This window comes from Streptomyces atratus, assembly GCF_040655115.1.
Lineage (GTDB): Bacteria > Actinomycetota > Actinomycetes > Streptomycetales > Streptomycetaceae > Streptomyces > Streptomyces atratus_D.
The window spans coordinates 53,081-74,966 of sequence record NZ_JBFAJH010000032.1 but is presented as its reverse complement, the minus strand read 5'-3'; the positions used below and the strand labels follow the sequence as shown (position 1 = coordinate 74,966).

At 71.6% G+C, this 21,886-nt stretch carries 17 protein-coding genes and 2 pseudogenes; 10 read left to right on the top strand and 9 right to left on the bottom strand.

Annotation, left to right across the window (positions count from 1 at the left end):
- Positions 1-52 precede the first annotated feature (52 nt).
- Positions 53-376, bottom strand: a complete 324-nt coding sequence (locus AB0I23_RS27865; protein WP_359113280.1) for a plasmid stabilization protein — start codon at positions 374-376, stop codon at positions 53-55.
- Between the two features lie 496 nt (positions 377-872).
- Positions 873-1,988 carry a baeRF3 domain-containing protein gene (locus AB0I23_RS27860; protein ID WP_359113278.1) on the bottom strand — a complete coding sequence of 372 codons (1,116 nt, stop codon included), beginning with the start codon at positions 1,986-1,988 and terminating at the stop codon, positions 873-875.
- A gap of 137 nt (positions 1,989-2,125) precedes the next feature.
- Here AB0I23_RS27860 and AB0I23_RS27855 point away from each other — a divergent pair, with 137 nt between their 5' ends.
- The 3 genes from AB0I23_RS27855 (at position 2,126) to AB0I23_RS27845 (ending at position 3,419) form a co-directional block, all read left to right on the top strand.
- The gene (locus AB0I23_RS27855; protein ID WP_359113276.1) at positions 2,126-2,602 is read left to right on the top strand and encodes a DUF1269 domain-containing protein; all 477 of its coding nucleotides are present in this window, start codon (positions 2,126-2,128) and stop codon (positions 2,600-2,602) included.
- Positions 2,603-2,700: 98 nt separating this feature from the next.
- Positions 2,701-3,267, top strand: coding sequence for a hypothetical protein (locus AB0I23_RS27850; RefSeq protein ID WP_359113274.1), 567 nt, complete (start codon positions 2,701-2,703; stop codon positions 3,265-3,267).
- Between the two features lie 14 nt (positions 3,268-3,281).
- A complete protein-coding gene (locus AB0I23_RS27845) occupies positions 3,282-3,419 on the top strand; it encodes a hypothetical protein (protein ID WP_359113273.1) in 138 nt (45 codons plus the stop codon).
- Between the two features lie 285 nt (positions 3,420-3,704).
- Here the strand turns inward: AB0I23_RS27845 and AB0I23_RS27840 are convergent, their stop codons facing one another.
- Positions 3,705-4,526 (bottom strand): endonuclease I family protein, encoded by an 822-nt coding sequence (locus AB0I23_RS27840; RefSeq protein WP_359113271.1) that lies wholly within the window; start codon positions 4,524-4,526, stop codon positions 3,705-3,707.
- A 215-nt stretch (positions 4,527-4,741) separates the two neighbouring features.
- Between AB0I23_RS27840 and AB0I23_RS27835 the strand changes: the two genes are divergently transcribed.
- From AB0I23_RS27835 to AB0I23_RS27805, 7 genes and pseudogenes are all read left to right on the top strand, one after another.
- Positions 4,742-4,948: a hypothetical protein gene (locus AB0I23_RS27835; protein WP_359113269.1), complete on the top strand. Its 207-nt coding sequence runs from the start codon at positions 4,742-4,744 to the stop codon at positions 4,946-4,948.
- A gap of 64 nt (positions 4,949-5,012) precedes the next feature.
- Complete coding sequence (locus AB0I23_RS27830) at positions 5,013-6,170, top strand: methyltransferase (RefSeq protein ID WP_359113267.1); 1,158 nt, start codon at positions 5,013-5,015, stop codon at positions 6,168-6,170.
- 50 nt (positions 6,171-6,220) lie between these two features.
- Positions 6,221-6,871 (top strand): annotated as a pseudogene (locus AB0I23_RS27825) (acyl-CoA dehydrogenase family protein); the annotation flags it as partial.
- Between the two features lie 121 nt (positions 6,872-6,992).
- Positions 6,993-7,151, top strand: a pseudogene (locus AB0I23_RS27820) (short-chain dehydrogenase); the annotation flags it as partial.
- 155 nt (positions 7,152-7,306) lie between these two features.
- Complete coding sequence (locus AB0I23_RS27815; RefSeq protein WP_359113265.1) at positions 7,307-8,194, top strand: oxygenase MpaB family protein; 888 nt, start codon at positions 7,307-7,309, stop codon at positions 8,192-8,194.
- A 27-nt stretch (positions 8,195-8,221) separates the two neighbouring features.
- Complete coding sequence (locus tag AB0I23_RS27810) at positions 8,222-10,510, top strand: serine/threonine-protein kinase (RefSeq protein WP_359113263.1); 2,289 nt, start codon at positions 8,222-8,224, stop codon at positions 10,508-10,510.
- Between the two features lie 60 nt (positions 10,511-10,570).
- A complete protein-coding gene (locus AB0I23_RS27805; protein WP_359113261.1) occupies positions 10,571-12,115 on the top strand; it encodes a phytoene desaturase family protein in 1,545 nt (514 codons plus the stop codon).
- Between the two features lie 13 nt (positions 12,116-12,128).
- Here AB0I23_RS27805 and AB0I23_RS27800 read toward each other — a convergent pair whose 3' ends face one another.
- From AB0I23_RS27800 to AB0I23_RS27775, 6 genes are all read right to left on the bottom strand, one after another.
- Positions 12,129-13,103 carry an acetylxylan esterase gene (locus tag AB0I23_RS27800; protein ID WP_359113259.1) on the bottom strand — a complete coding sequence of 325 codons (975 nt, stop codon included), beginning with the start codon at positions 13,101-13,103 and terminating at the stop codon, positions 12,129-12,131.
- A gap of 4 nt (positions 13,104-13,107) precedes the next feature.
- A complete protein-coding gene (locus AB0I23_RS27795; protein ID WP_359113257.1) occupies positions 13,108-15,510 on the bottom strand; it encodes a polysaccharide lyase 8 family protein in 2,403 nt (800 codons plus the stop codon).
- 1,211 nt (positions 15,511-16,721) lie between these two features.
- The gene (locus AB0I23_RS27790; protein WP_359113256.1) at positions 16,722-17,351 is read right to left on the bottom strand and encodes a DUF624 domain-containing protein; all 630 of its coding nucleotides are present in this window, start codon (positions 17,349-17,351) and stop codon (positions 16,722-16,724) included.
- A 2-nt stretch (positions 17,352-17,353) separates the two neighbouring features.
- Positions 17,354-19,288, bottom strand: a complete 1,935-nt coding sequence (locus AB0I23_RS27785) for a hypothetical protein (RefSeq protein WP_359113304.1) — start codon at positions 19,286-19,288, stop codon at positions 17,354-17,356.
- Between the two features lie 51 nt (positions 19,289-19,339).
- Complete coding sequence (locus AB0I23_RS27780) at positions 19,340-21,130, bottom strand: heparinase II/III domain-containing protein (protein ID WP_359113255.1); 1,791 nt, start codon at positions 21,128-21,130, stop codon at positions 19,340-19,342.
- Positions 21,118-21,882 carry an SDR family NAD(P)-dependent oxidoreductase gene (locus AB0I23_RS27775; RefSeq protein ID WP_359113253.1) on the bottom strand — a complete coding sequence of 255 codons (765 nt, stop codon included), beginning with the start codon at positions 21,880-21,882 and terminating at the stop codon, positions 21,118-21,120. The genes AB0I23_RS27780 and AB0I23_RS27775 overlap by 13 nt, the downstream gene beginning before the upstream one ends.
- Positions 21,883-21,886 lie beyond the last annotated feature (4 nt).

The window sequence follows — 21,886 nt, the reverse complement described above, 5'->3', positions numbered from 1 at the left end:
GCCTGTCCGGCATCGAGGGGCGAGGTGGGTACGGGCAGACAGTGGCGGGCGCTCAGCGGCCGACCGCTCTGGCCAGCTGGGACTTCGTCATGTTCGAGCGACCCTTGACGTTCTTCTTTCTGGCCTCTTCGTAGAGCTGGTCGCGGGTGGGGCCGTCGGCTCCGCCGTGGGAGCTCGGACCGCTCCGCCACGCGGACGAGAGGTCATGGACGGACATGTCGCTCGCGGTCCTCGACTCGGCGGAGCGGGCACGTTCCCTGTTCACCGTGCGCGCCGCGATCTCCTCGGCCCGCTCCTCACTCACTCCGCGTTCCTGCGCACTCTCCTTGATGTGTTCGTACTGCCGCACATGTTTGGCACTGGATCCGTGTGGCATGGTGCGGTCACTTCCTTTCCCGGGGGCCGTGCCTTCTGCGGGACGGGGTCCGGGGCGCCCTCTCCAGTGTCGCAGCGGCTCCCGGGGTGCGCATCGGATTGTTTTCGGCGCGGGGGCATGCGGCCGCCCAGGTAGGCGCGCAGCCGCACGGTGTCCTCGTCCGTCCAGCCGTGCCGCGCCGTGACGGCAGCTCAGCCGTCCGCCGTCCATCGGTCCTGTCCCGTAGCGGCGGCCGTGCGGTGCCTCGGGCTTCCGGCGTCCCGGTTGCGGCGGATCTCCGTGTCGACCGGCCCGAATGTCAGCACGCCCGGCAGCAGCGCCTTGTCTGTCCACGGCGGAGAAGGTCCGGGTGGACACCCCAGACCTTTTCCGTCCTCGATGCGTCGAAGACGCTGCGGCCCGCCGACCGGCCGTTGGCCGCCGCTCCGCGTACCGCAGTGTCCCGCTCCGGCCCTCTGCAGATGTGCTGTTCCCCCTACTGGTCGGCGACTCCTGCTCAGTAGCGCAGCGTTGCCGCGATCCGCCCGTGTTCCGCCAGCGAGTCGTCGTCGACGAACACCACATCGGCGCCGCTGTCCAGCGCCGCTTCGACGAGCTCGTCGACGATGTCCTCGCGGATCGTCCCGTCGGCCGTGCCCATGGTGCCCGCAGGCACCGGCTCCAGGTGCTCGTCCGTGACCCCTACCGTCTGCTGGAATTGCTCCTCCACCGCGACGAGAGCGGCCCGCCCCTCCCGTACAGCGGCCCACACCTCGTCGAGACCACCTGCGTAGGCACGGCGGCCGCGGGCGTCGTCGAGCTTGGCCGCGACCTCCGCGGCGATCTCCTCCCGGCGCTTGTCGAGTGCGGGCGCGAGCTCCTTGAGGAGGTTGCTCGGCGACAGGTCGGCCGGTACCCCCTTCGTGACCCGGCCGACCGCGGGCTTGGTGGTCCCGCCCACCTCGTCCAGCAGGGCGAGGGCCGGGGCGAGACCGATCAGGTACAGCGGTCGCGGATCGGCGGCCAGGACGGCACGCAGCTTCTCGTCGACGGAGCGCAGGAAGATGCGCGTCTCCTCGTCGGAGAACGTGCTCGGCGTGTCGCCGATCTGCTCCTCGCGCTGCGGGTTCGGTTTCTCCTGCGGAGCCGTCAGCGGGAACCCGCCGGTTTGCTCCTGATGCACGGAGTCGGCGGTTCCGCTCCACAGCGTCGCGTGGTCGGCTGCGACGGTGAGCGCCCAGTACGGTTCGGCCAGGGCCTTCGCGGCCACCAGGTTCCGGGTCAGATAGGTGTCGCTGAAGACCACCCGTTCGGGCGCCGTACGGGGAAGCAGCCAGATCCGGTGCTCGTCCGCCGTGACCAGGACGACCAGACCATCGAGCCTGCGGCGCGGATCCAGCTCCTCGACCGCGCGGGCGAGCTGCGCCTTGATGGCTGTCCTGGCCTCCCGGGACACCGCGGGATCGGTATCGAGTCGCCGTTCGGCCTCGGAGACGAGGTTGCGCAGCCGCAGGGCGTCCTGGGCGCTGTCCGGAGCCGGTCGGTGCGTCGGCATGGTCAGGGACAGGGCCGGATAGGGCTTGGGCGCTCGCAGTTCCTGCAGCAGGTCGGCGGTCAGGGCGTCCGTATCCATCGTTCCCTCCGGGGGATTGCGCTCACTCCCGTGCAGAGCGGGCGATTTCGACGAGTCAATTCATACCTTTTGATCCTAATATGGGCGAATTGATTGACTTTGCCTCAGGGAGGATGCGTGATGTCCACGCTCACCGTGTGGAAGTTCCAGTCGCCGAGGGCGCGGAGGATGTGGAGACCGCGCTCAAGTCCCTTCAGAAGGAGGGACTGATCAAGACCCTGGACGCCGCGGTGGTCAGCTGGCCGGCCGACAAGGCGAAGCCGAAGACGAAGCAGCTGCTCAACCTGGTCGGCGCGGGCGCCCTGAGCGGCACGTTCTGGGGGATGCTCTTCGGGCTGATCTTCCTCATGCCGCTGCTGGGCGCGGCCATCGGCGCGGCGGCCGGGGCGCTGGGCGGCAAGCTGGCCGACGTCGGCATCGACGACGACTTCATCGCCGAGGTCAAGGAGCAGGTGACGCCCGGCACTTCGGCGCTGTTCCTGCTGACCACGAACGAGGTTCCGGACCGGATCAGTGACGCGCTCCCCGGTGGCGGGGCCGAGCTCCTCCACAGCAATCTGGACACCCTCAGTGAGGCCCGGCTCCGCGAGGTCTTCGGCGACGACGCCGAGTGACCCGCGCGGATGAGCCCGGCGGATCCGGGTTCGCCCGGTGCGTCCCCCGTCCTGCCGTATGCCGTCGACCCCCTTTCCCGAGCAGACCCGGAGTCTCCGTGAACCAGTACCGCCCCCTACGACGCCCCCTCGGCGGCCGTACCGCCCGCCGCCTGACCCCCGCCCTGCTGGCCGCGGCGATCGTCGTCGGCACCGCCGCGTGCGGCGGCACCGGCGGCACCTCGCCGGGCACGTCCAGGAGTACCCGTACGGTGTCCCCGGGTCCGGCCGAGTCGCCGTCGGCGAGCGTCTCGCCGCGCACCCAGCAGGAGTTCGCGGCCTCCGTCTCCGCCGAGGCCGAACGCAACAGGCAGCAGGCCGTCAAGCAGCTCTCGGCGGTGCAGGGTCAGGGGAACGCCGTGAAGGACGTCTCGGTGACCGGCCTGCCGGTCGCGAAGGCCGAGCAGTTCCGCAGCGCCCTGGTTCGCGTCACCAACCCCACCGACAAGCCCGCCTTCTACGCCGTCCGGGTGGATTTCGTCGACGCGTCCGGCAAGGTCCTCGACTCCGTGGTGCTGGGCATCGCGGACGCCCCGCCCGGCAGGACGGTCAGCGAGCACGCGAACAGCCGGAAGGCGGCGGGCGTCAAGTCGTTCCCCCGGATCGCCCAGGCCGAGCGCAGCTGACGGCCGGGGACGAGGTGAGCGCCGCCACCGACGCCGTGACGGACGCCCTGCGGGAAATGCGCAGCCGGTTCGTGGAGGAGCGGGTCGGGGAACTCGCCGACTACATACCCCCGTTGGCGCTGGCCGACCGGACGCCTTCGGGCTGGCGCTGATCAGTATGGACGGCCACCGCTAGGGAACCGGCCGAGCACCGTCTCCGCGGCGGGCGGGACCGCGCCCCAGGCCGGCAAGCGGGTGACGGCGGCGGGCTGTCGCGGGCCACGTGCGTGAAGGCCTCCACTGCGTCGCGCAGGACCCTCGGGGTCAGGGCAGCCGGGCCGGTACGGACGAGAGTCCGGCCGACCATGCCCGTCATGCCTGCCGTCCGCGCCGTCCGCCGTCACGTCGTCGGGCGGTTCGCCCGACGACGTGACCGCGTGCTGGACGAATTGCCCGTTCTACCAGATGGATTCGACCCACTCCGGGTGATCGATGAACGGGTTCCTGTTGTGCTGGTACTGGTCGAATATCACGTCGTTGCGCCGCTTCTCGAAGGTGTCCGGCGGGTCCTCCTGGCTCCACTGCTTCAGGACGGAGAGCCTGCCGATGTTCGGCGCGGAGCCGTTGTTCACCTGCTCGTTCGGTTCGAGGTCGGCGAAGGCGTCGTCGCCCTCGTATCGCACCGCCATGTAGAGGATCATGCGGGCGACATCGCCCTTGGCGGCATCGCGCGGCTCGAAGGAGTCGCTGTCGGTGTAGTTGCCCGGTGCCCCGCTCACCGCGCTGCCGCCGTTGTCGAAGTCCTTGTTGCCGCGGATGGAGTTGACGGTGACGTCCTCCGGGCGCAGGTGGTGGACGTCGGTGCCCGGTCCGATGGTGGTGCCGAAGTCGCCGTGCGACTTGGCCCAGACGTGCTCACGGTTCCACTGGCCGACCGAGCCGCCGTTGTCGCTCTTCGGCTCGGAGCGACCGGAGTAGATCAGGATCACGTTCGCGGAGTTGGCGGGGTCCTGGTCCGTGTTCTTGAGCGCGTCCCAGACCTGGCTGTACGAGATCCTCGACTGGACGCTGATGATCGAGTGCAAGGCGCTCTTGAGCTGGGTTCCGGTCTTGCCGATGGCGCTCTGGTAGTACGTGTCGTCGAGCGTGGCGAGCGGCGTCGTGACCGCCGGTGCGGTCCGGGGTGCGGCCGGTGCGGCGGCCGCCGTGCCGGCGAGAACCGCGAAGGCGGCGAGGGTGGCGAGCAGTGGGCGCCGGTAGTGAAAGCGGCGACGGGACATGTGGGGTGTCCTCTCCGGGGCATGCGGCACCGCGACACCGTCACGGGGTGGGGGCGGCGCCGTGGTGGTCGTGAGGTACGTGGTCAGCGGGAGCCTTCCACACGCACCGTGACCCGGAGTGGACACAGGGTACTTATCATGTGCAGGTCAAGTGAAGCTTCGGATGCGGTCCTCGAGCCGGAGGGCGAGAATTGCCGCAAGGACGAGGAGGCGGCATGAGCGAAGACCCCGAATCCGTATCCGTATCCCTGGCCTGGGGGGTGACCCCGGACAGCCTCTTGCACACCGGCGGGAGCGACAACGCGTCGGCAGAGGACCTGGTGCTCGCCTCCGGGCGGGACCTGACCCCGCAGAATCTGGAGTGGGCACAGCGCCGACTGGCACGAGAGGGCCGGGCGGCCATCGAGAAGCAGTTGCCGTAACGGGCGGCCGGTGCGGCGAGGAGTGTGTGGGCGCTCCCCGCCGCTCGGCTAGCCTGAAGGCACAATGAACCGTTTGACGACGTCAAAGGGCGAGTACGAACTCGCCCGCTACCCCGAGCACCCGCGCGACCCGTTCCGCGCCTGGGACGCCGCCGACGAATATCTGCTCCGGCAGCTGGAGGGGACCGAGGGCGCGGCCCCGGTCGAGCTGACCGGCACCGTGGTCGTGGTGGGCGACCGCTGGGGCGCGCTGAGCACGGTGCTCGCCGGGCACCGACCCGTACAGATCACCGACTCGTACCTCGCCCAGCGGGCGACACTGGCGAACCTCGCCCGCAACGACCACGACGAGGACGCTGTACGTCTCCTGTCGGCCAGGGACACCCCGCCGGACCGGATCGACGTCCTTCTCGTACGGGTTCCCAAGAGCCTCGCACTCCTGGAGGACCAGCTGCACCGGCTCGCGCCGGCCGTGCACGCCGGGACCGTCGTCATCGGCACCGGCATGGTGAAGGAGATCCACACCTCCACCCTCAAACTGTTCGAGCGGATCATCGGCCCCACCCGCACCTCGCTCGCGGTGAAGAAGGCCAGGCTGATCCTCTGCACTCCGGACCCGGCCCTGGCCCGTACCCCCAGCCCCTGGCCGTACCGGTACGAGCTGCCCGGCGATGTCGGCGCGGTCTCCGGCCGGACGGTGGTCAACCACGCCGGGATCTTCTGCGCCGAGCGCCTCGATATCGGCACCCGGTTCTTCCTGAACCATCTTCCCGAGCGCACCGGCCACGACCGTGTCGTCGATCTGGGCTGTGGCAACGGGGTCGTCGGCACCTCCGCCGCGCTCGCCAACCCCGGAGCGGCGGTCACCTTCGTCGACGAGTCCTACCAGGCGGTCGCCTCCGCCGAGGCGACCTTCCGTGCCAATGCCGGCGCGGACGCCGAGGCCCGCTTCCTGGTCGGCGACGGGACGGCGGACCTGGCCCCGGGGAGTGTGGACCTGGTACTCAACAACCCGCCGTTCCACTCGCACCTGGCGACCACCGACGCCACAGCCCGGAACATGTTCCACGGGGCACGGACCGTGCTGCGGCAGGGGGGCGAGCTGTGGGTCGTCGGCAACCGGCACCTCGGGTACCACACGCAACTGCGCCGGATCTTCGGCAACTGCACCACCGTCGCCGGTGACCCGAAGTTCGTCGTGCTGCGCGCCGTCAAGCGCTGACACCCGGGTGCGGCTCGCGGCCCTTCCGGATTCTTGCAACACGTTCGACTGTGTGCGCCGCCGCACACAGGCGACGCGACCGCGAGACTCCTGGAGGGGCCGTGCACCTGGAATACACGCCTGAGCAGCAGCAGTTTCGCGCCGAGCTGCGCGCGTACTTCGCCGGACTCGTCCCGGACAACGCCTACGCCCGGTACGACGACCCCGCCGCCCAGAAACGCTTCTACCGCGAGACGATCCGCCGACTCGGCGCCGACGGCCGGCTCGGCGCCGGCCGGCCCACGGAGTACGGCGGACGCGGCCTGTCCCCGATGGAACAGTTCGTCTCCTTCGATGAGGCGGCCCGGGCGGGCGCACCGCTGCCCCTGATGGCGCTCAACACCGTCGGCCCGACGATCATGGAGTTCGGCACCGACGAACAGAAGGCGTACTTCCTGCCGAAGATCCTGTCCGGCGAGATCGACTTCGCGATCGGCTGCAGCGCACCCGACGCGGGCACCGACCTCGCGGCCCTCAAGACCCACGCCGTACGCGACGGCGACTCATATGTGGTCAACGGACAGAAGGTCTGGACGACCAACGGCGACACCGCCGACCGGGTGTGGCTCGCCGTCCGCACCGATCCCGACGCCCCGCCGCACAAGGGCATCACCATGCTGCTCGTCCCCACGAGCGACCCCGGCTATCAGTACAACCGGCATGCGAGTCCGGGAAGGCGTCCCGGTTCCGGGGCGGCGGTGGCGGCGCGCAAAGCCATCCACTGCGGCCGTTGCTGCCCTGAGTCCGCAGCCCCGATCAAGGCATCGGCCAGACCCGGCGCCGCCGCCCGACCCGGACGAGACGGAGGCGCACCCCGGCGACATCATGATGAGGGGCACCCCGGCCGACGGGGTCGGCAGCCCCGAGTCCATCGCGCAGGCGGCGGTGTACCTGGCCGGCGACGAGGCGGCGTTCGTCCACGGAACCGTGCTCGACGTCGACGTCGACGGCGGCGTCGGCGGCGGGTCGGCGTGGCGGTCATCGCCGGGGTGTGACCGGGCAGGAGCGGGGCCTGGAGCATCAGCCCGGTCACAGCGCATGCTGTGTATGCATACGTCATACGCACGTACGCGGCCGAGCGGGAGGTACGAGCAGACATGACGCACGCCGACCCGGGGCTCTTCGGTCCCGAATCCGTCACCTGGCAGCTGCACGGCGACCCGATGATGTGGATCGCCGGGGTGCGTGCCCTCTACCTCCAGGCGCTGCACCCGCGCGCCGTCCGCGGCGTCATGCAGAACTCCGACTTCCGCCAGGACGCCTGGGGACGGCTGATGCGCACCGCCGGCTTCGTCGGCACCATCACCTACGGGACCACCGAAGCAGCCGAGAAGGCGGGTGCCCGCGTCCGCCGGATCCATCGGTTGCTCAAGGCCACCGACCCGGTGACCGGCGAGACGTACGGCGTCGACGAACCGGAGCTGCTGCTCTGGGTGCACTGCGCCGAGGTCGACTCCTACCTCCAGGTGCAGCTCCGCTCCGGCCAGTCCCTCACCGCCGCGCAGGCCGACCGTTACATCGACGAACACCGCACCAGCGCCCGCCTGGTGGGTCTCGACCCCGACGGCGTACCCGCGACGACCGCCCAGCTCGCCGACTACTTCGACCGGGTGCGGCCCGAACTCGCCGCGGGCGCTGAGGCGTTCGACGTCGACGCCTTCCTCCGCTGTCCGCCCGTCCACGCCCTGCTGGTTCCGGCGCGCGAACTGCTGTGGCGGCGCGTCGCGGCACTCGCCTACCAGTCACTGCCCCCGTACGCCCATGAGCTCTACGGCAGGGCGGCGCCGCCCCCGCATACCGTCGACCGGCGGCTGCGCGTCGCCGGAACCGCCCTGCGCCGCATCCCCTCGCGGCTGCGCTGGCAACTTCCGCCCGGCCACATCGTGAAGGCGATGGAACGACTCGGTCCCGGCAGCCGCCCCACCCCCTCCAAACTCCGCAGCCGGGCAGCCATACTGGACGGGCCGGGGAGGGCGCAGCAGTAGGCGAAGCGACGGGGGCGACAGCACGCGATGGCGGACACCAGGCTGATCCAGAGCCGGTACCGGCTGCTCGATGTGATCGGACGCGGGGGCATGGGCGAGGTGTGGCGCGCCCGCGACGAGTCGCTGGGCCGCCAGGTGGCCGTCAAATGCCTCAAGCCGGCGGGGCTCCAGCACGACCGGTCGTTCACCCGGATCCTGCGCGAACGGTTCCGACGGGAGGCGCGGGTGGCCGCTGCCCTCCAGCACCGCGGTGTCACCGTCGTCCATGACTTCGGCGAGTACGAAGGCGTCCTCTATCTGGTGATGGAGCTCCTCGACGGTCGCAACCTCAGCCAGCTCCTGGAGGACAACGAGCAGCATCCGCTGCCGGTCCCCGACATCGTCGACATCGCCGAGCAGGTCACCGACGCCCTCGGCTACACCCACCAGCAAGGCATCGTGCACCGTGACCTCAAGCCCGCCAACATCATGCGGCTGGCCGACGGCACGGTGAAGATCTGTGACTTCGGCATCGCCAGGCTCGGCCACGACATCGGCTTCACCTCCCGGCTGACCGGTACGGGCATCGCCATGGGCACCCCGCACTACATGTCGCCCGAGCAGATCAGCGGCGGCCAGGTCGACCACCGCAGCGACCTCTACTCGCTGGGTTGCGTGCTGTACGAGATCGCCACAGGAGTTCCGCCGTTCGACCTCGACGACGCCTGGGCCGTCCTCGTCGGACACCGGGACACCCAGCCCGAACCGCTCCGCACCCACCGCGCCGAACTTCCCGGTTTCTTCGACCGCGTCGTCCTGGAGCTGCTGGCGAAGAGCCCGGAGGAGCGACCCGCCGACGCGGGCGACCTGCGGCAGCGGATCGCCCTCGGACGCACGGGTGAACAGCAGCACCTTCCCGCGCCCGGACCCCCACGGCCGGCGGGGCGCGTGCGGCTCGCCCCGCCGGTCCCCGTCGTACTCCCGGGACAGCAGCAGCCCGACGGCGAACCCCGGCTGCCGTCCTGGACCCGGGGCATGACCACCGGGCACAAGGCGTCCGGTGCCATGCAGCTCGGTCTCGCCCGGCCCGATCACTCCGCGGGTCTGACCGGCGAGTGGACCACCGGCACCGACCTGAGGGCCCTGACCGCGGGGCTGCCGCCCGCCCGGCCTGAGCGGCCCACCCCCTCCCCGGAGCTCCTCTCCACGCTCGCCAACCGGCACAGCGCGGGCCTCAACCTGGGCCGGCTCGGTCACTGGGAGGAGGCCGGCGAGGTGCACCGCGCGGTCGCCGCCGAACGCGAGCACGCCCTCGGCCCCGACCACCCCGACACCCTCTCCAGCCGGTACGAGGTGGGGTTCACCCTCAGCCGCACCGGGCGCGCCGCCGACGCTTTGCGCGAATTCGGGCGCGTCGCCCAGGGCCGTGAACGCACGCTCGGTCCCGACCACCCGGAGACCCTCGCCGCCCGGCAGGAGATGGCGTACGTACTCGGCCAGCTCGGCCGCCACTTCGAGGCCCACCAGGTGCACGCCGCGGTGCTCGCCTCCCGGGAACGGTCGATGGGACCCGACCACCCCGACACCCTCCGCTGCCGCCACAACCTCGCGTTCAACCTCAGCAGGCTCGGGCGCCTGGAGGACTCGTACCGGATGGCCCGGGACGTGGCGAACGCCCGCACCCGGCTGCTCGGCGCGAGCCACCCCGACACCCTGGTCACCCTCTACGAGGTCGCCTACACCCTCGGCCGGTTGGGGCGCTGGGCGGACGCCCTGCAGACCTATCGGGAAGTCGCTCAGGGTCGCGCGAGAACCCTCGGCGCCGACCACCCCGACACGCTCTCCGCCGTCTACGAGGTCGGCATCAGTCTCGGCAGACTCGGCCGCAGCGCGGAGGCCCTGGAGCTGTACCGCGCCCTCGTCGACGACCGGACCAGGGTGAACGGCCCCGCAGACCCCGAGACGCTCCGCGCCCGCCACGGCCTCGGCGTCAACCTGGGGCGGCTGGCCCGCTGGGAGGAAGCCCTCGCCGAAGCACGCGACGTGTGGGCGATCCGGGAACGGGTCCTCGGCCCCGACCACCCGGACACCCTCATCAGCCGTCGCGAGGTAGCCGTCGGCCTCGGCTGGCTCGGCCGCTGGGCCGAAGCCCTCACCGTCCACCGGAGGGTTGCCGAGGCCCGCGAACGCGTCCTCGGAGCCGATCACCCCGACGCGCTCGCCAGCCGCAATGACGAGGCACACTGCCTCGAACAGCTCGGCCGGGGCACGGAGGCGGTCGAGCTGTACCGCAGGGTCGCGGCGCTGCGCCGGCAGCGGGACGTGCCCCCGCACTGACCGGGGCTCCCTGGACCACCGCCTCTGGCCAGGGGCGATCATCCTGTGTTACCAAGGGCCATGCCCGCACCTGACACCTATGACGCAGTGATCGTGGGCGGCGGCCACAACGGTCTGGTCGCCGCCGCCTACCTCGCCCGTGCAGGACAGTCCGTCCTGGTCCTCGAGCGCCTCGGCACCACGGGGGGAGCAGCGGTCTCGACCCGTCCCTTCGACGGGATCGACGCACGGCTGTCGCGTTACTCCTATCTGGTGTCCCTGCTGCCGCAGAAGATCGTCCGCGATCTTGGGCTGGACTTCGCCGTACGGAAGCGGACCGTCTCCTCGTACACCCCGACCGTCCGTGGCGGGCGCGCCACCGGACTGCTCGTCGGCGGGGACCGCACCCGGGAGTCCTTCGCCGCCCTCACCGGCGGCGAGCGCGAGTACGAGGCCTGGCAGCGCTTCTACGGCATGACGCAGCAGGTCGCCGAGAGGGTCTTCCCGACCCTCACCGAACCCCTGCCCACCCGGGACGCGCTCCGCGACCGGATCGGGGACGCGGACGCCTGGCGCATGCTTTTCGAGGAGCCGATCGGTGCGGCCGTCGAGGAGAACTTCACCGATGATCTCGTGCGCGGTGTCGTGCTCACCGACGCACTGATCGGCACCTTCGCCGACGCGCACGACCCGTCGCTGCTGCAGAACCGCTGTTTCCTCTACCACGTGATCGGCGGCGGCACGGGCGACTGGGACGTCCCCGTCGGCGGCATGGGCGCGCTCACCGACGCCCTCGCGCAGGCTGCCCGGACGGCGGGGGCAGAGATCCGGGTCCACCACGAGGCCACCCGTATCGAGACCGACGGGACACGGGCCGAGGTCACCGTCCGATCGGCAGAGGGCGAGCGGACGGTCGCCGCCCGCCGGGTCCTCGTGAACGCCTCGCCGCAGGCCCTGGCCGCACTCCTCGGCGAGGAACCGCCGGCTCCTGCCGAGGGCGCCCAGCTGAAGGTGAACATGCTGCTGCGCCGGCTGCCCCGGCTGCGTGACCGCTCCGTCGACCCTCGCCAGGCGTTCGCCGGAACGTTCCACATCGCGGAGGGGTACGGGCAGTTGGCCGACGCCTACCGGGACGCGGCTGCGGGCCGGCTGCCCACGGCCCCGCCGTCGGAGATCTACTGCCACTCGCTGACCGACCCGTCCATCCTCGGCCCCGACCTCGCCGCCCGCGGCTACCAGACCCTCACCCTTTTCGGTCTGCACACGCCCGCCCGGCTCTTCGCCGCGGACAACGAGGCGACGCGCGCCGCCCTCCTCGAGGCCACGCTCGCCGAACTCGACGCGCATCTCGACGAGCCGATCGCCGACTGTCTGGCCGTCGACGGGAACGGCGAACCGTGCATCGAGGCGAAGACCCCGCTCGACCTCGAACGGGACCTGCGACTGCCCGGCGGCCATATCTTCCACCGGGACCTCGCCTTCCCGTACGCCACGGAGTCCACCGGCCGGTGGGGCGTCGAGACGGCGCACGCCAACGTCCTGCTGTGCGGGGCGGGCGCGGTGCGCGGCGGCGGGGTCAGCGGGGTCCCCGGCCACAACGCCGCGATGGCGGCGCTGGGCCGGTGACCCGTTCCCGTACCTACGGACCGAGGACGCCGCGCAGTGCGCCGAGCTTGCGCGGCAGGTCGTATTCCGCGCCGCCCTCGTGCCCGTTGTACGTGAACACCTCGATCTCGGCCGGGCCCGCATAGCGGTGGTAGGCGGCGAACACTGTCGACGACGGGCAGATCTTGTCCATCAGCCCGACCGAGAACCACGCCGGAGCGGTCGCCCGTGCCGCGAAGTTGACCCCGTCGAAGTAGGACAGCGTCTCCATCGCCTCGTCGATCCGGAAGCGGTGCCCGGACAGCCAGCGGGCGATCTCCGCGTACGGGCCCGCGTCCGTGATCTGCGAGGCGCGCCGGTAGTGGCAGAGGAACGGCACATCGGCGACAGCCGCCACCACGTCGTCCCGCAGCCCGGCGACGGCGAGGGCGAGTCCGCCGCCCTGGCTGCCGCCGAGCACCGCGACCCGGGAGGCGTCCACGGCCTCATGGGCCTTCGCCGCGTCGACGGCCCGCACCGCGTCGGTGATCAGCCGCCGATAGTAGTGCCGGTACGGATCCTCGATGCCGCGGGTCAGGAAGCCGGGGGACGAGGAGCCGTGGCCGTCGGGGCCGATGTCCGGGGTGTCCGCGGTGTTCTTGCCACCTCCGCCCTGTCCCCGGTTGTCCATGATCAGATGCGCGTACCCGAGGGCGCTCCAGGTCAGCCAGGAGTACGGGATGCCCCGGCCGCCGTTGTAGCCGATGTACTGCACCACGGCGGGCAGCGGGCCCGAACGGACGCGCGGCAGCATCAGCCACGCCTTCACCGACTGCCCGCCCCAGCCGCGGAACGTCACGTCGACCACGTCGACGGTCGCGAACCCGGCGTCGTACGGGACGAACTCGGCGTCCAGGTCGTGGCGGGCCGTCTCGGTGAGCGTCTTCGCCCAGAAGGCGTCGAAGTCCGCGGGTTCCTCCGGCTCCGGCCGGTACTCGCGCAGCCGCTCCAGGGGCATGTCGAACAACAAGCGTCTAGCTCCTCTTCAGGGTGAGGGTGAGGGTTGCGCCGTGGCGTTCAGCGGTGTCGGCCGTGATCCGGATGCCCTTGGCCGTCGACGCGGCGTTCACTCCGGGATCGGCGGAGACGACGGTCAGACCGCGCCGGTCGAGATCCAGCACGACACCGGACCTCAGCTGGGTGGGATCGGACAGCGACACCGTCACCGTCTTGCCCTCGGGCCGCACCAGCACCGACGCCGGCCCGTCCGAGGTGAGCTCCTGTGCGGTGCCCGCGGTCCAGAAGTTCGCCGCGAACAGGCCGTCCGCGCAGCGGCGTACCGCGTGCACGGCCGTGGAGTCGGCGACCAGCTTCACCGGCGGCGCGGCCGACCACAGTCTGGTGCGTTCGGCGGATGCGGCGGGCGCCTGAAGCCAGAAGTAGCCGGCCCCGTCCGGCGCGGCTCCGTGGTCCTGCCACAGCGTCAGATACGGGCGGGTGACAGGGGTGTCGGTGCCGTACTTGAGGTTGATCTGGCGCCAGGTCGCGGTGCGGTCCTCACGCACGCCATTGACCTGGGCGGGCTCGGGGAAGATGTAGCCGCCGGTTCCGGCGAGGTGCAGCCAGCGGACCCTGTCGAGCCGGTCCGACCAGCCCGCGTCGGCGGGTACGGCCGTGCCGTTGACGAGGAGGGCCGCCCGTGGGTCGCGCAGCTTCCGGTTCTCCACGACCGTCTCGGCGGTGCCCGCGTCGGCGGTGATGCCGGAGCCGACGCAGGCGATCACGTCGTCCAGGCAGAACCAGCTCTTGAGGCCGTGCAGCGAACTCCCGAACGCGCGCAGTTCCATGCCGTACGCACCGAGCGTCGTTCCGGGCAGCGCCGCGCCGCCCGCCCAGTCGGCCGTGCTGGTGGTGCGCTGGCCGGCCCCGTCGGCGGGGCGGCCGGCGAGGACGGTGGTGCCGGGCAGCCGGGCCGGGTCGACGGTCGGCCAGTAGTCCTCGCTGTAGTGCCCGAGGTCGTCGGTGTAGAGCAGGACCATGCCGTCGGACAGGTGCCAGGCGTGCAGGTTCTCGTTCTGGATGGACTCGTAGTTGTAGATCCTCGTCGAGTACGCCGAGATGCCGAGTGCGAACGAGGGCCGGTGGTGGGCCGCCTTGTCCATCCGCGGGTGCTGCTTGTGGGCGACCAGCGGGCCGCGCGCGGGGACGGGTGAGGCGATGATCTGCCGGGCGGCGACGAGCGTCGCCAGGTCGGTCGCGGCGAGGAAGTCCCGGTAGGTGTCCTCGGCGATCCACTGCTTGACCAGGGCGGTGAACCGGTCGGCGGTCTCTCCGGGAAAGCTCGGAATCAGCCGCACCACCGCTTCGATGACCGTCTGCGCCGAGACGTGGCCCTGCTTGCTGGGGCGGGCGATCTCGCGCCCGCACACGGACGCGATCACATCGCCGCGGGCGATGAGCGGGTCGAAACCGTCGTCGACCCAGTGCCGGACGTTGTCGAGATCGGGGTCGGTGACCGTCCATGCCGTACCGCCGAGCAGGTTCAGCAGCCGGGAGAGGTTGCTCAGGAGTTCCTTGCCGTAGCCACCGTTGTACGGGTGCTTGTAGTGCTGGAGGAACGAGCCGTCGGAGTAGAACCCCTCGCCGGTTCCCTCCGCGGCCACGTTGGTGTCGTTGAACGCCAGCACACTGTTGGCGCCCGAACCCTCGACGTCCGACAGGGCGTCACGGACGCGGAGGAGATCGTCGCCGTTGTCGCGCAGCACCGCGTTGACAGCGACGACGGTGGAGATCCACACCCGGTTGGCACCGGTCGCGATCTGCCGGTCGGCCCGCCACAGATTGGGGTCGGGCGTGTAGTGCCGGACTGCCGTGGTGATGAGGGTCAGCCGTTCCGTGCCGAGCGCGTCGTACAGCAGGACGGTCGCGTCGTTGAGGGCGAGCGCGGAGCCGATCTCCCAGTCCCAGTCGTTGTCGAACCTGGTGTGCCCGGGGCCGTAGCGGTTCGTCAGCATCCAGTCGATGCCGGCCAGCAGCAGATCACGCAGTGCGGGGTCGCCGTACTGGGGGGTTCCGGGGACGGCCCACGCGGTCGCGACCGTGGCGAGGCGCTTGAACGACGTGGTGACGTGGTTGGAGAGCGTGGTGCTGGTCAGATCGGGGAACAGACCGTCGGGTCGGGTCGGGTCGAGGCCCTTGGCGGAGGTGGTCGCGGCCTTGCCGATCCGGGCCACCGTCGCCGCGATTTGCGAGTCCGTGAGGTCGAGTCCGGGGCCGCCGGTGAGCAGGGTGTGCCAGCGGGCGCGGAGCGCGGCGGCGCCGTCGGCGGCTTCCGCGGCGTGTGCCGTACCCGTGGCCGGGGTCAGGGGCAGCGCGGCGGCTGCGCCGAGCGCCGCCGCTCCCGTGAGAACGGTGCGTCGGGTGGTGCCTCGGTTCATGATGCGGCCCTCACAGGAGGTGTCGGCGGTCGACGGCCGCGGCGAGCGCCGCATGGCCGGAGGGGTTCACAACTGCTGGGCAAGCACATCGTTGTGGCGAACATGGACACGATGGGGTGAACGGTGTGACGAGCTGCGGGTATGCCCGGCGGGGTGTGCGTAGCGTTCTCGGTGCGATCTGGGACGCCGGGTGTGGTGTCAGCAGTCGGGGCCCCCGTGTCACCAGCGAGATGGTTCGGGGCCTCCCCGTCGCCTCTGGCCACACCCATATGGCCAGGTCGTAGGGATTCCGCCCGCCTGGGACGGACCGCATACGGGATATGCGTCGCCGACCGGGACGCGAAAGCGGAGGACCAGTGCGCCCAAGACCGTTCGGGGCGTGCCGGTGAGCCAGGACTCACTCCTGCTCACTGCCCAGGAACGGTTGGGGTGCAGTCCGTCGCCGCTGTCCTGCGCGGGCAGCATCCGCGAGGGGCGGTCCGGGTCGCGGACCGCGGCGTCGAAGTCGGCGACGGCGTCGAAGACCCGGCCCGTGCGCACGGCCGCGTTGATCCGCAGCCGGACCGTTTCGAGCTCGGGCGTCCAGCGGGTCCAGCCCTCGAACGGGGTGATGGTCGCGCCGACGACCCGCAGCCCGGCGTTCCGGGCGCGCAGGGCGAGCTGTCGGTAGCCGGCCAGGACGAGTGCCGGGTCGGTCTGGCCGGGCGGCTTCGGTGGTACGGAGACCGGCGACCGGATCGCTCGTCAGTGAGGCGCCCGCGGCGACCCACGCCTGCCTCCGTCCGCCGAACGTCACCGGCTGCCCGCCCGCCGTCACCGGGCCGATCAGGATGGGTACGGTGCCGAACGCGTGCCCGTACCGCAGCCGGACCTGTCCGCCGGCCGACAGCCGCACGGTGGCGGTGAACGTCCCGTCGGTCAGTCCGGCGCTCGCCACGGTGTCGGTGGCGGTCGGCACGGTCTGCGCGGTCGCCCAGGACGTCGTCCAGCGCGACCTGCCCGCGCCCTTCCTCGGCGCCTCGGCGGCCTGCGCACCCGGCGCCGTCGCGGCGGCCGTGGCGAGCCCTGCCGCCGCTGCTGTCAGTACCCCGCGCCTCGCGGGTCCCCGGCCGGTCACGCGGTCGCCGCCCGGGCCGCGACGGACCGCGGCGGGCAGGCGAACGGAGCCGCCGAGGCAAGCGCGGCGACGAGAGTGGTGCGTAGGACACGGCTCATGGGGTGTGCCTCCTGGGATCGGCGAAGGACAGAGCGAGCAGTACGGGAATGCTCGGGCCGAGAAGCAGCGGCCCCAGCGGTACGACGAGGGAGAGCAGCACGGCGGAGACCACCGCGCCGAGCAGTGCGGTGCCACGGGCGGCGGATCCGAAGCCGAGCACCAGCGCACCCCGCGACCAGGTGCGAACGGTTCTGCCGGGCGAACGGCCCGCCTCGGCTGCCAGCGCCACATGGTGGATGACCGCGGCCGCCGCGATGCCCATCTGTGCGGCGAGCACCACGAACGTCCAGGGCTCCGAACGGCCCAGCAGATGGACGATGTTGGCCGCGAGGACGAGCGCCGCGGCGGTGGACGCCAGGGAGTGCCGCCACAGCGCGCGCCAGTACTGCGGGAATGCGGTGAACGCGTTGGTGAAGCAGTGGCTGTCGTCCTCCGCGCGCCACCGCTGGAGAGCGTGTCCCATCGCGGCGAGCGCGGGCAGCCACGTCACGACGCCGAGCGACAGCACGGCGAACGCGGCCCCGGCGGTGGCCGGGTAGGCCACGAACTCCAGCCGGCGCAGCAGTGTCGGCCGGCCGGACAGGGCGCCGGCCCGTGGCTTCCGGGGCGAGAGGGTTGCCCGCATGATCAGCCGACCTTTCCTGTGTACGGCTCCGCGACATCGAGGAGCACCCCGCCGTTCAGCCGCAGCCGCGTGGCCGCGACCACGTACGGGGCGCTGTCACCGTCGCCGAGCAGCACGGCGGCGGCGTCGGCAACGACGTCGGCGGTACGGATCCGGCGGGCGACGGGGGAGAGCAGCACCGTTTCGCCGTGGAAGGCGACTCCGTGTCCCTCCACGCACGCGGCGTGCTCGCCCGGGCCGGACGCACCGGGCGTGATCGTGGTGAGAAACAGCCCGGAGACCGCCCGCGCGGTCGTCGAGCGCAGGGTGTGCAGCGTGCGGGTGAGACGCAGCTCCGGTGTGCTGGACGTCGGATTGGCCTCCACCTCGGCGACGTCCGAGGTGACCGATGCGTCGTGGGGCGCGAACTGCCCCATGCGGGCCACGGCGGCGCCGGACCGGATCAGCCGTGTACCGTCCGGCTGCGGCTCGGTCGGCCGGTCGGTCTGGAGCAGGAACGTCCACTCCCGCTCCGTATCCGCCTCGGCAAGGTCCAGGAGCACCAGCCGCCCCGACGGGGTGAACACCAATGTCCGGTCGAGCCGCCGCACCCTGAGCTCCGGGTCGTACATCGCGGCGATCTCCGCGGTGGCGTGGGCCCAGCCGCAGTCGTCGTCGAGGAGCACATCGCGCTGCCGTGCCTGCCGGTCGAACGGGATGCCCTGGTAGACGTCGTACCGGTCCTCGTCCGCGTAACCCTGCCCGTCCACCAGCAGCAGGTTGTGGTGCGCGGCCCGCTTCCGGTTGCTGTACCCCTCGTCCACGGCGAGGAACTCGCCCTGCGAGACCAGCACGAACGAACCCGAGTCGGGGTGGTGGTGCCCCTGGTTGAGCGTCTCCCAGCCCCGCTCGGCCCGGTGCTTCGCGGAGGTCTCCCACGCCTTGTGACCGCCGCCCGGACTCGCCTTGAACGAGACGAGCGTGGCGTTGTCGTCCCATCCCGTACGTGCCGCGAGCAGCCCCAGATCCGGGAAGAACGCCCTGGTCCCGGTGGGCCGTGTGGCCGGGACGGACGGGTCGTACCAGAGGTATTCGAGGTACGCCTCCGGCAGGATCCCCGGCCGCACCCCGCTCTCCGACGACTCCTTCCACAGGAGTTCGCCCGACGCCAGATCGCCCATCCACTGCGCCTCCGGGATGCCGTACTGGGCAGCGAGGCGGTAGTACAGACCCGCGCTGTGCCCGCTGCGCCGGTCGTGGCAGTCGCCGTGGTCGACATTGCGGGCGAAGCCGGGGGCGGTCTGGTGCAGCCGGTAGCGGAACGTACGGGAGAGGAAACCACCGCGGTCCCACCAGTCGATGCCCTCCGCCTCGCGGAGGAGGTCCAGTTGGATCGCCAGGAACGGCACACCGTAGCGCCAGTAGACGACGCCCTCGGCGTGCGAACCGTCCTCCGGCATCAGATCGAGGACCGTACCGAGATTGTCCTTGGCGCGCTCGGTCCACTCCTCCTTGCCCAGCACATAGCCGGCCGTCGCGAGCCCCGCGTAGCAGATCCAGTTGTGGTTCTGCCAGTACGACGACGACCACCAGCCGCCCTCGCTCGCCACCGCGAACTCGTACATCCGCCGCCCCTGGAGCAACAGCTTGTACCGCAGCAGCGCCCGCACCCCGTCCGGCAGATCGTCACCGATCCACCGGTAGGTGAGCGACAGATGATGCAGCAGCCAGCCGGCGTCCAGATCGTGGTCCGGCATATGGGCCTTGCCCCAGTGCGGCAGCAGCACCGCCGCCTCGATCCAGCGACGGCTCTCCGCCAGATGGGCCCGGTCGCCGCCGACCCGGTAGGCCAGCGCCGGGTTGGAAGCGGCGGGACCCAGCCAGGTGATGCTGGCCAGGGGATGCGTACGGGGCGGGGTCAGCCCGCGGTGGCGGGCGGCCTCCTCGTACAAGCGCACCTCCTGCGCGGGACGCGGGCCGGGCGGCGGGGTCGCCGAGAGCAACAAGGGTCAGTCCTCCGTACGGAACCGTGCGGTGCCGCCGTCGGCCAGCGCGACCGTCAGCACCCCGTCACCGTCCAGCTGTACATCGGTCACGGCAGGGCCCGCCGACGCCGCCTGATACACCGACGCGAAGGTGATCCGGTCCGACTCCGCGGTGAAGTCGACCCGGGTACGCGTGCGCTGCGGATCGTCGGCCGGACCAGGGCCGGGCCGGGTGACCGGGCGCACCGTCCGCCCCGGTGTGTGGGTGTGCCAGCCGTGCAGGGTCTCGTCGCCGTACCACGTGGTGCGCACCGGACCCGCGGCCCGGAGCTGGATGTCCAGCGCGACACCGGGACGCAGCTGCGCGGTGAACCGCCGCGCGTCCTCGGCGCCCACGGTCAGCAGATCGACCAGATAGCTGTCGCCGAGCGCGACCCGCCGTACCGCACGCACACCCTGGTACGCCGCCGTCACCTCGGCCGCGACGGACGAGCTGTCGGAGCCGAGCAACCGCCCGGCGCACTCGGCCTGTTCGGCGCCGTCCACCCGGAACGCGGGGTGCGCCTCGGTCGACGCGAACAGATCACGGAACTCGGCGTGTGCGTAGGGAACCTGACCGGGGTCGGGCTGCCAGGGCGTGGTGTCCCCGTACAGGTGGAGCGACAGCTTGTCGCGGTGCCCGTGCGAGCCGCCGTGCGGACCGAAGTCCAGCAGCGCGTGGATGCCCGCGTGGTGCAGCACCGCGTATCCGGCCGTCGGGAACACCGTGACGGGACCGGGCGCCGGCCGCTCCGGCAGCGGTGGTCCCGCGAACCAGCCGCCCAGCTCGCGGTCCAGCCCGTCGTCCTGCGCGCCGAGTTCGGCGCGGGCCCGCGCGGCCACCGTGTCGAGCACGGGGGAGGGGACCAGCTGCTGGGCCAGAGCGGTCAGTTCGAGCCACTCCAGGGCGAGCGGACCGCGCAGGTACGGGCCGTCGTGCAGTGCCGGCAGGATGCCGCCAGGCGTGGCGATCGCAGCCAGTACGTCCGTCATCCCGGCCAGTACGTCCACCACATCGGACGGAACGGCCGCAGGGTCGGTGCAGCGCAGCGCCAGCAGCGCGGCCCGCAGCACGAACCCGTGGTAGTAGGTGCTGCCCTCCCACTCCCAGCCGTCATCGGCGACCGCGACCCGCAGATGCGCATACAGCCCGTGCTCGCCCTCCAGCCACTGCTTGGCGCCGTCCCACTCCCGGCCACGGGCCGCGGCGGCGCCCCGGCTCGCCGCCACACCGGCGGCGTTGAGCCACGCGGTGTAGTTGGAGGCGAGATGTCCCTGACCGGTCAGCACGTCCCGGGCATCCAGCGCCGCCCGCTCCAGGCCGTCGAGCAGCGGCAGTACCCGGACCAGGTCGCCGATGGAGTCTTCGGCGAGAGTGATCACGGTGTGCCCGATGTTGACCGCCCAGATGGCGTCGGTCAGCGCCTGGTGGAAGAGCCGGCCGCGCAGCATCCAGGTCTGCGCCTCGCCGTGCCGCTCGGTGGTGAGCTCCGCGTACAGACCGGCGTACTCGACGAGCCGCGCCACCGCCTCCGCCCGCTCGCCCCGGTGGGCGAGCACCCGCAGGTGCCGCGCCCACGCCTGGTGCGACAGCACCAGCCAGGCGCCGCGCACCGCCTCGTCGTCCACCCGGCAGCCGTACGCACAGCGCGCACCGCCCGCCGGGAAGACCCCGGAGAGCAGATCACCGTGATCGAGTTCGACCCCGTGCGCAGGGCAGACGTACGCGTGCCACCAGCCGCCCCGCTCCCGCGCGATCCGCCTCAACGCGGCCATACGCCACCGTCGATGTCCACCGTGGTGGCGGTGAGGAAGCCGGACGACGGCGACGCCAGGTGGACGACGGCCGCGGCGACATCCTCCGGCGTGCCGGCCCGGCCCACCGGGATGCCCGCCTCCATCGCCTGCTGCGCCTCGGGCGTGGTGAACGTGTCGTGGAAGGCGGTGCCCTTGATGAAGCCGGGCGCCACGGTGTTGACCGTGATCCCGGTGCCGCCGAGCTCCTTGGCCAGCCCCTTGGTGAAGCCGCGCACACCGGCCTTGGCCGCCGCGTACGCCACCGAACCGGGGCCGCCACCGTTGTGCGCGGCCAGCGACGACATGGTGATGATGCGCCCGGCCGACGACTGCGTCAGATGTGGCAGCGCGGCCCGCACGGTGCGGAACGTCGATGTCAGATTGGTGGAGAGCACCTGGTCGAAGTGGTCGTCGGACATCTCGGCGATTGTGGCCCGGCCGATCAGATGGCCCGCGTTGCAGACGAGGATGTCCAGGCCGTCGAGGAAGCCGGTCGCCTCCTCGACGAGCCGGTTCACATCGCCGGTCACGGTGACATCGGCCTTGAACGCCTTCGCCCTGCGGCCGAGCGCCTCGATCGCCGAAACCGTCTTCACCGCCTCGTCGGCGGAGGAGTGGTAGTGCACGGCGACATCGGCGCCGGCCTCGGCGAGAGCGACGGCGATGGCGCGGCCGATTCCGTGGCCCGCCCCTGTCACCAGTGCGCGGGAGCCGTTGAGATCAGCAGACATGAGG

What these genes read in the sequence shown, in the direction of transcription:
- AB0I23_RS27865 (WP_359113280.1), bottom strand. Translation starts at nt 376, where the DNA reads ATGCCACACGGATCCAGTGCCAAACATGTGCGGCAGTACGAACACATC.
- AB0I23_RS27860 (WP_359113278.1), bottom strand. Translation starts at nt 1,988, where the DNA reads ATGGATACGGACGCCCTGACCGCCGACCTGCTGCAGGAACTGCGAGCG.
- AB0I23_RS27840 (WP_359113271.1), bottom strand. Translation starts at nt 4,526, where the DNA reads ATGTCCCGTCGCCGCTTTCACTACCGGCGCCCACTGCTCGCCACCCTC.
- AB0I23_RS27835 (WP_359113269.1), top strand. Translation starts at nt 4,742, where the DNA reads ATGAGCGAAGACCCCGAATCCGTATCCGTATCCCTGGCCTGGGGGGTG.
- AB0I23_RS27830 (WP_359113267.1), top strand. Translation starts at nt 5,013, where the DNA reads ATGAACCGTTTGACGACGTCAAAGGGCGAGTACGAACTCGCCCGCTAC.
- AB0I23_RS27815 (WP_359113265.1), top strand. Translation starts at nt 7,307, where the DNA reads ATGACGCACGCCGACCCGGGGCTCTTCGGTCCCGAATCCGTCACCTGG.
- AB0I23_RS27810 (WP_359113263.1), top strand. Translation starts at nt 8,222, where the DNA reads ATGGCGGACACCAGGCTGATCCAGAGCCGGTACCGGCTGCTCGATGTG.
- AB0I23_RS27805 (WP_359113261.1), top strand. Translation starts at nt 10,571, where the DNA reads ATGCCCGCACCTGACACCTATGACGCAGTGATCGTGGGCGGCGGCCAC.
- AB0I23_RS27795 (WP_359113257.1), bottom strand. Translation starts at nt 15,510, where the DNA reads ATGAACCGAGGCACCACCCGACGCACCGTTCTCACGGGAGCGGCGGCG.
- AB0I23_RS27790 (WP_359113256.1), bottom strand. Translation starts at nt 17,351, where the DNA reads ATGCGGGCAACCCTCTCGCCCCGGAAGCCACGGGCCGGCGCCCTGTCC.
- AB0I23_RS27780 (WP_359113255.1), bottom strand. Translation starts at nt 21,130, where the DNA reads ATGGCCGCGTTGAGGCGGATCGCGCGGGAGCGGGGCGGCTGGTGGCAC.
- AB0I23_RS27775 (WP_359113253.1), bottom strand. Translation starts at nt 21,882, where the DNA reads ATGTCTGCTGATCTCAACGGCTCCCGCGCACTGGTGACAGGGGCGGGC.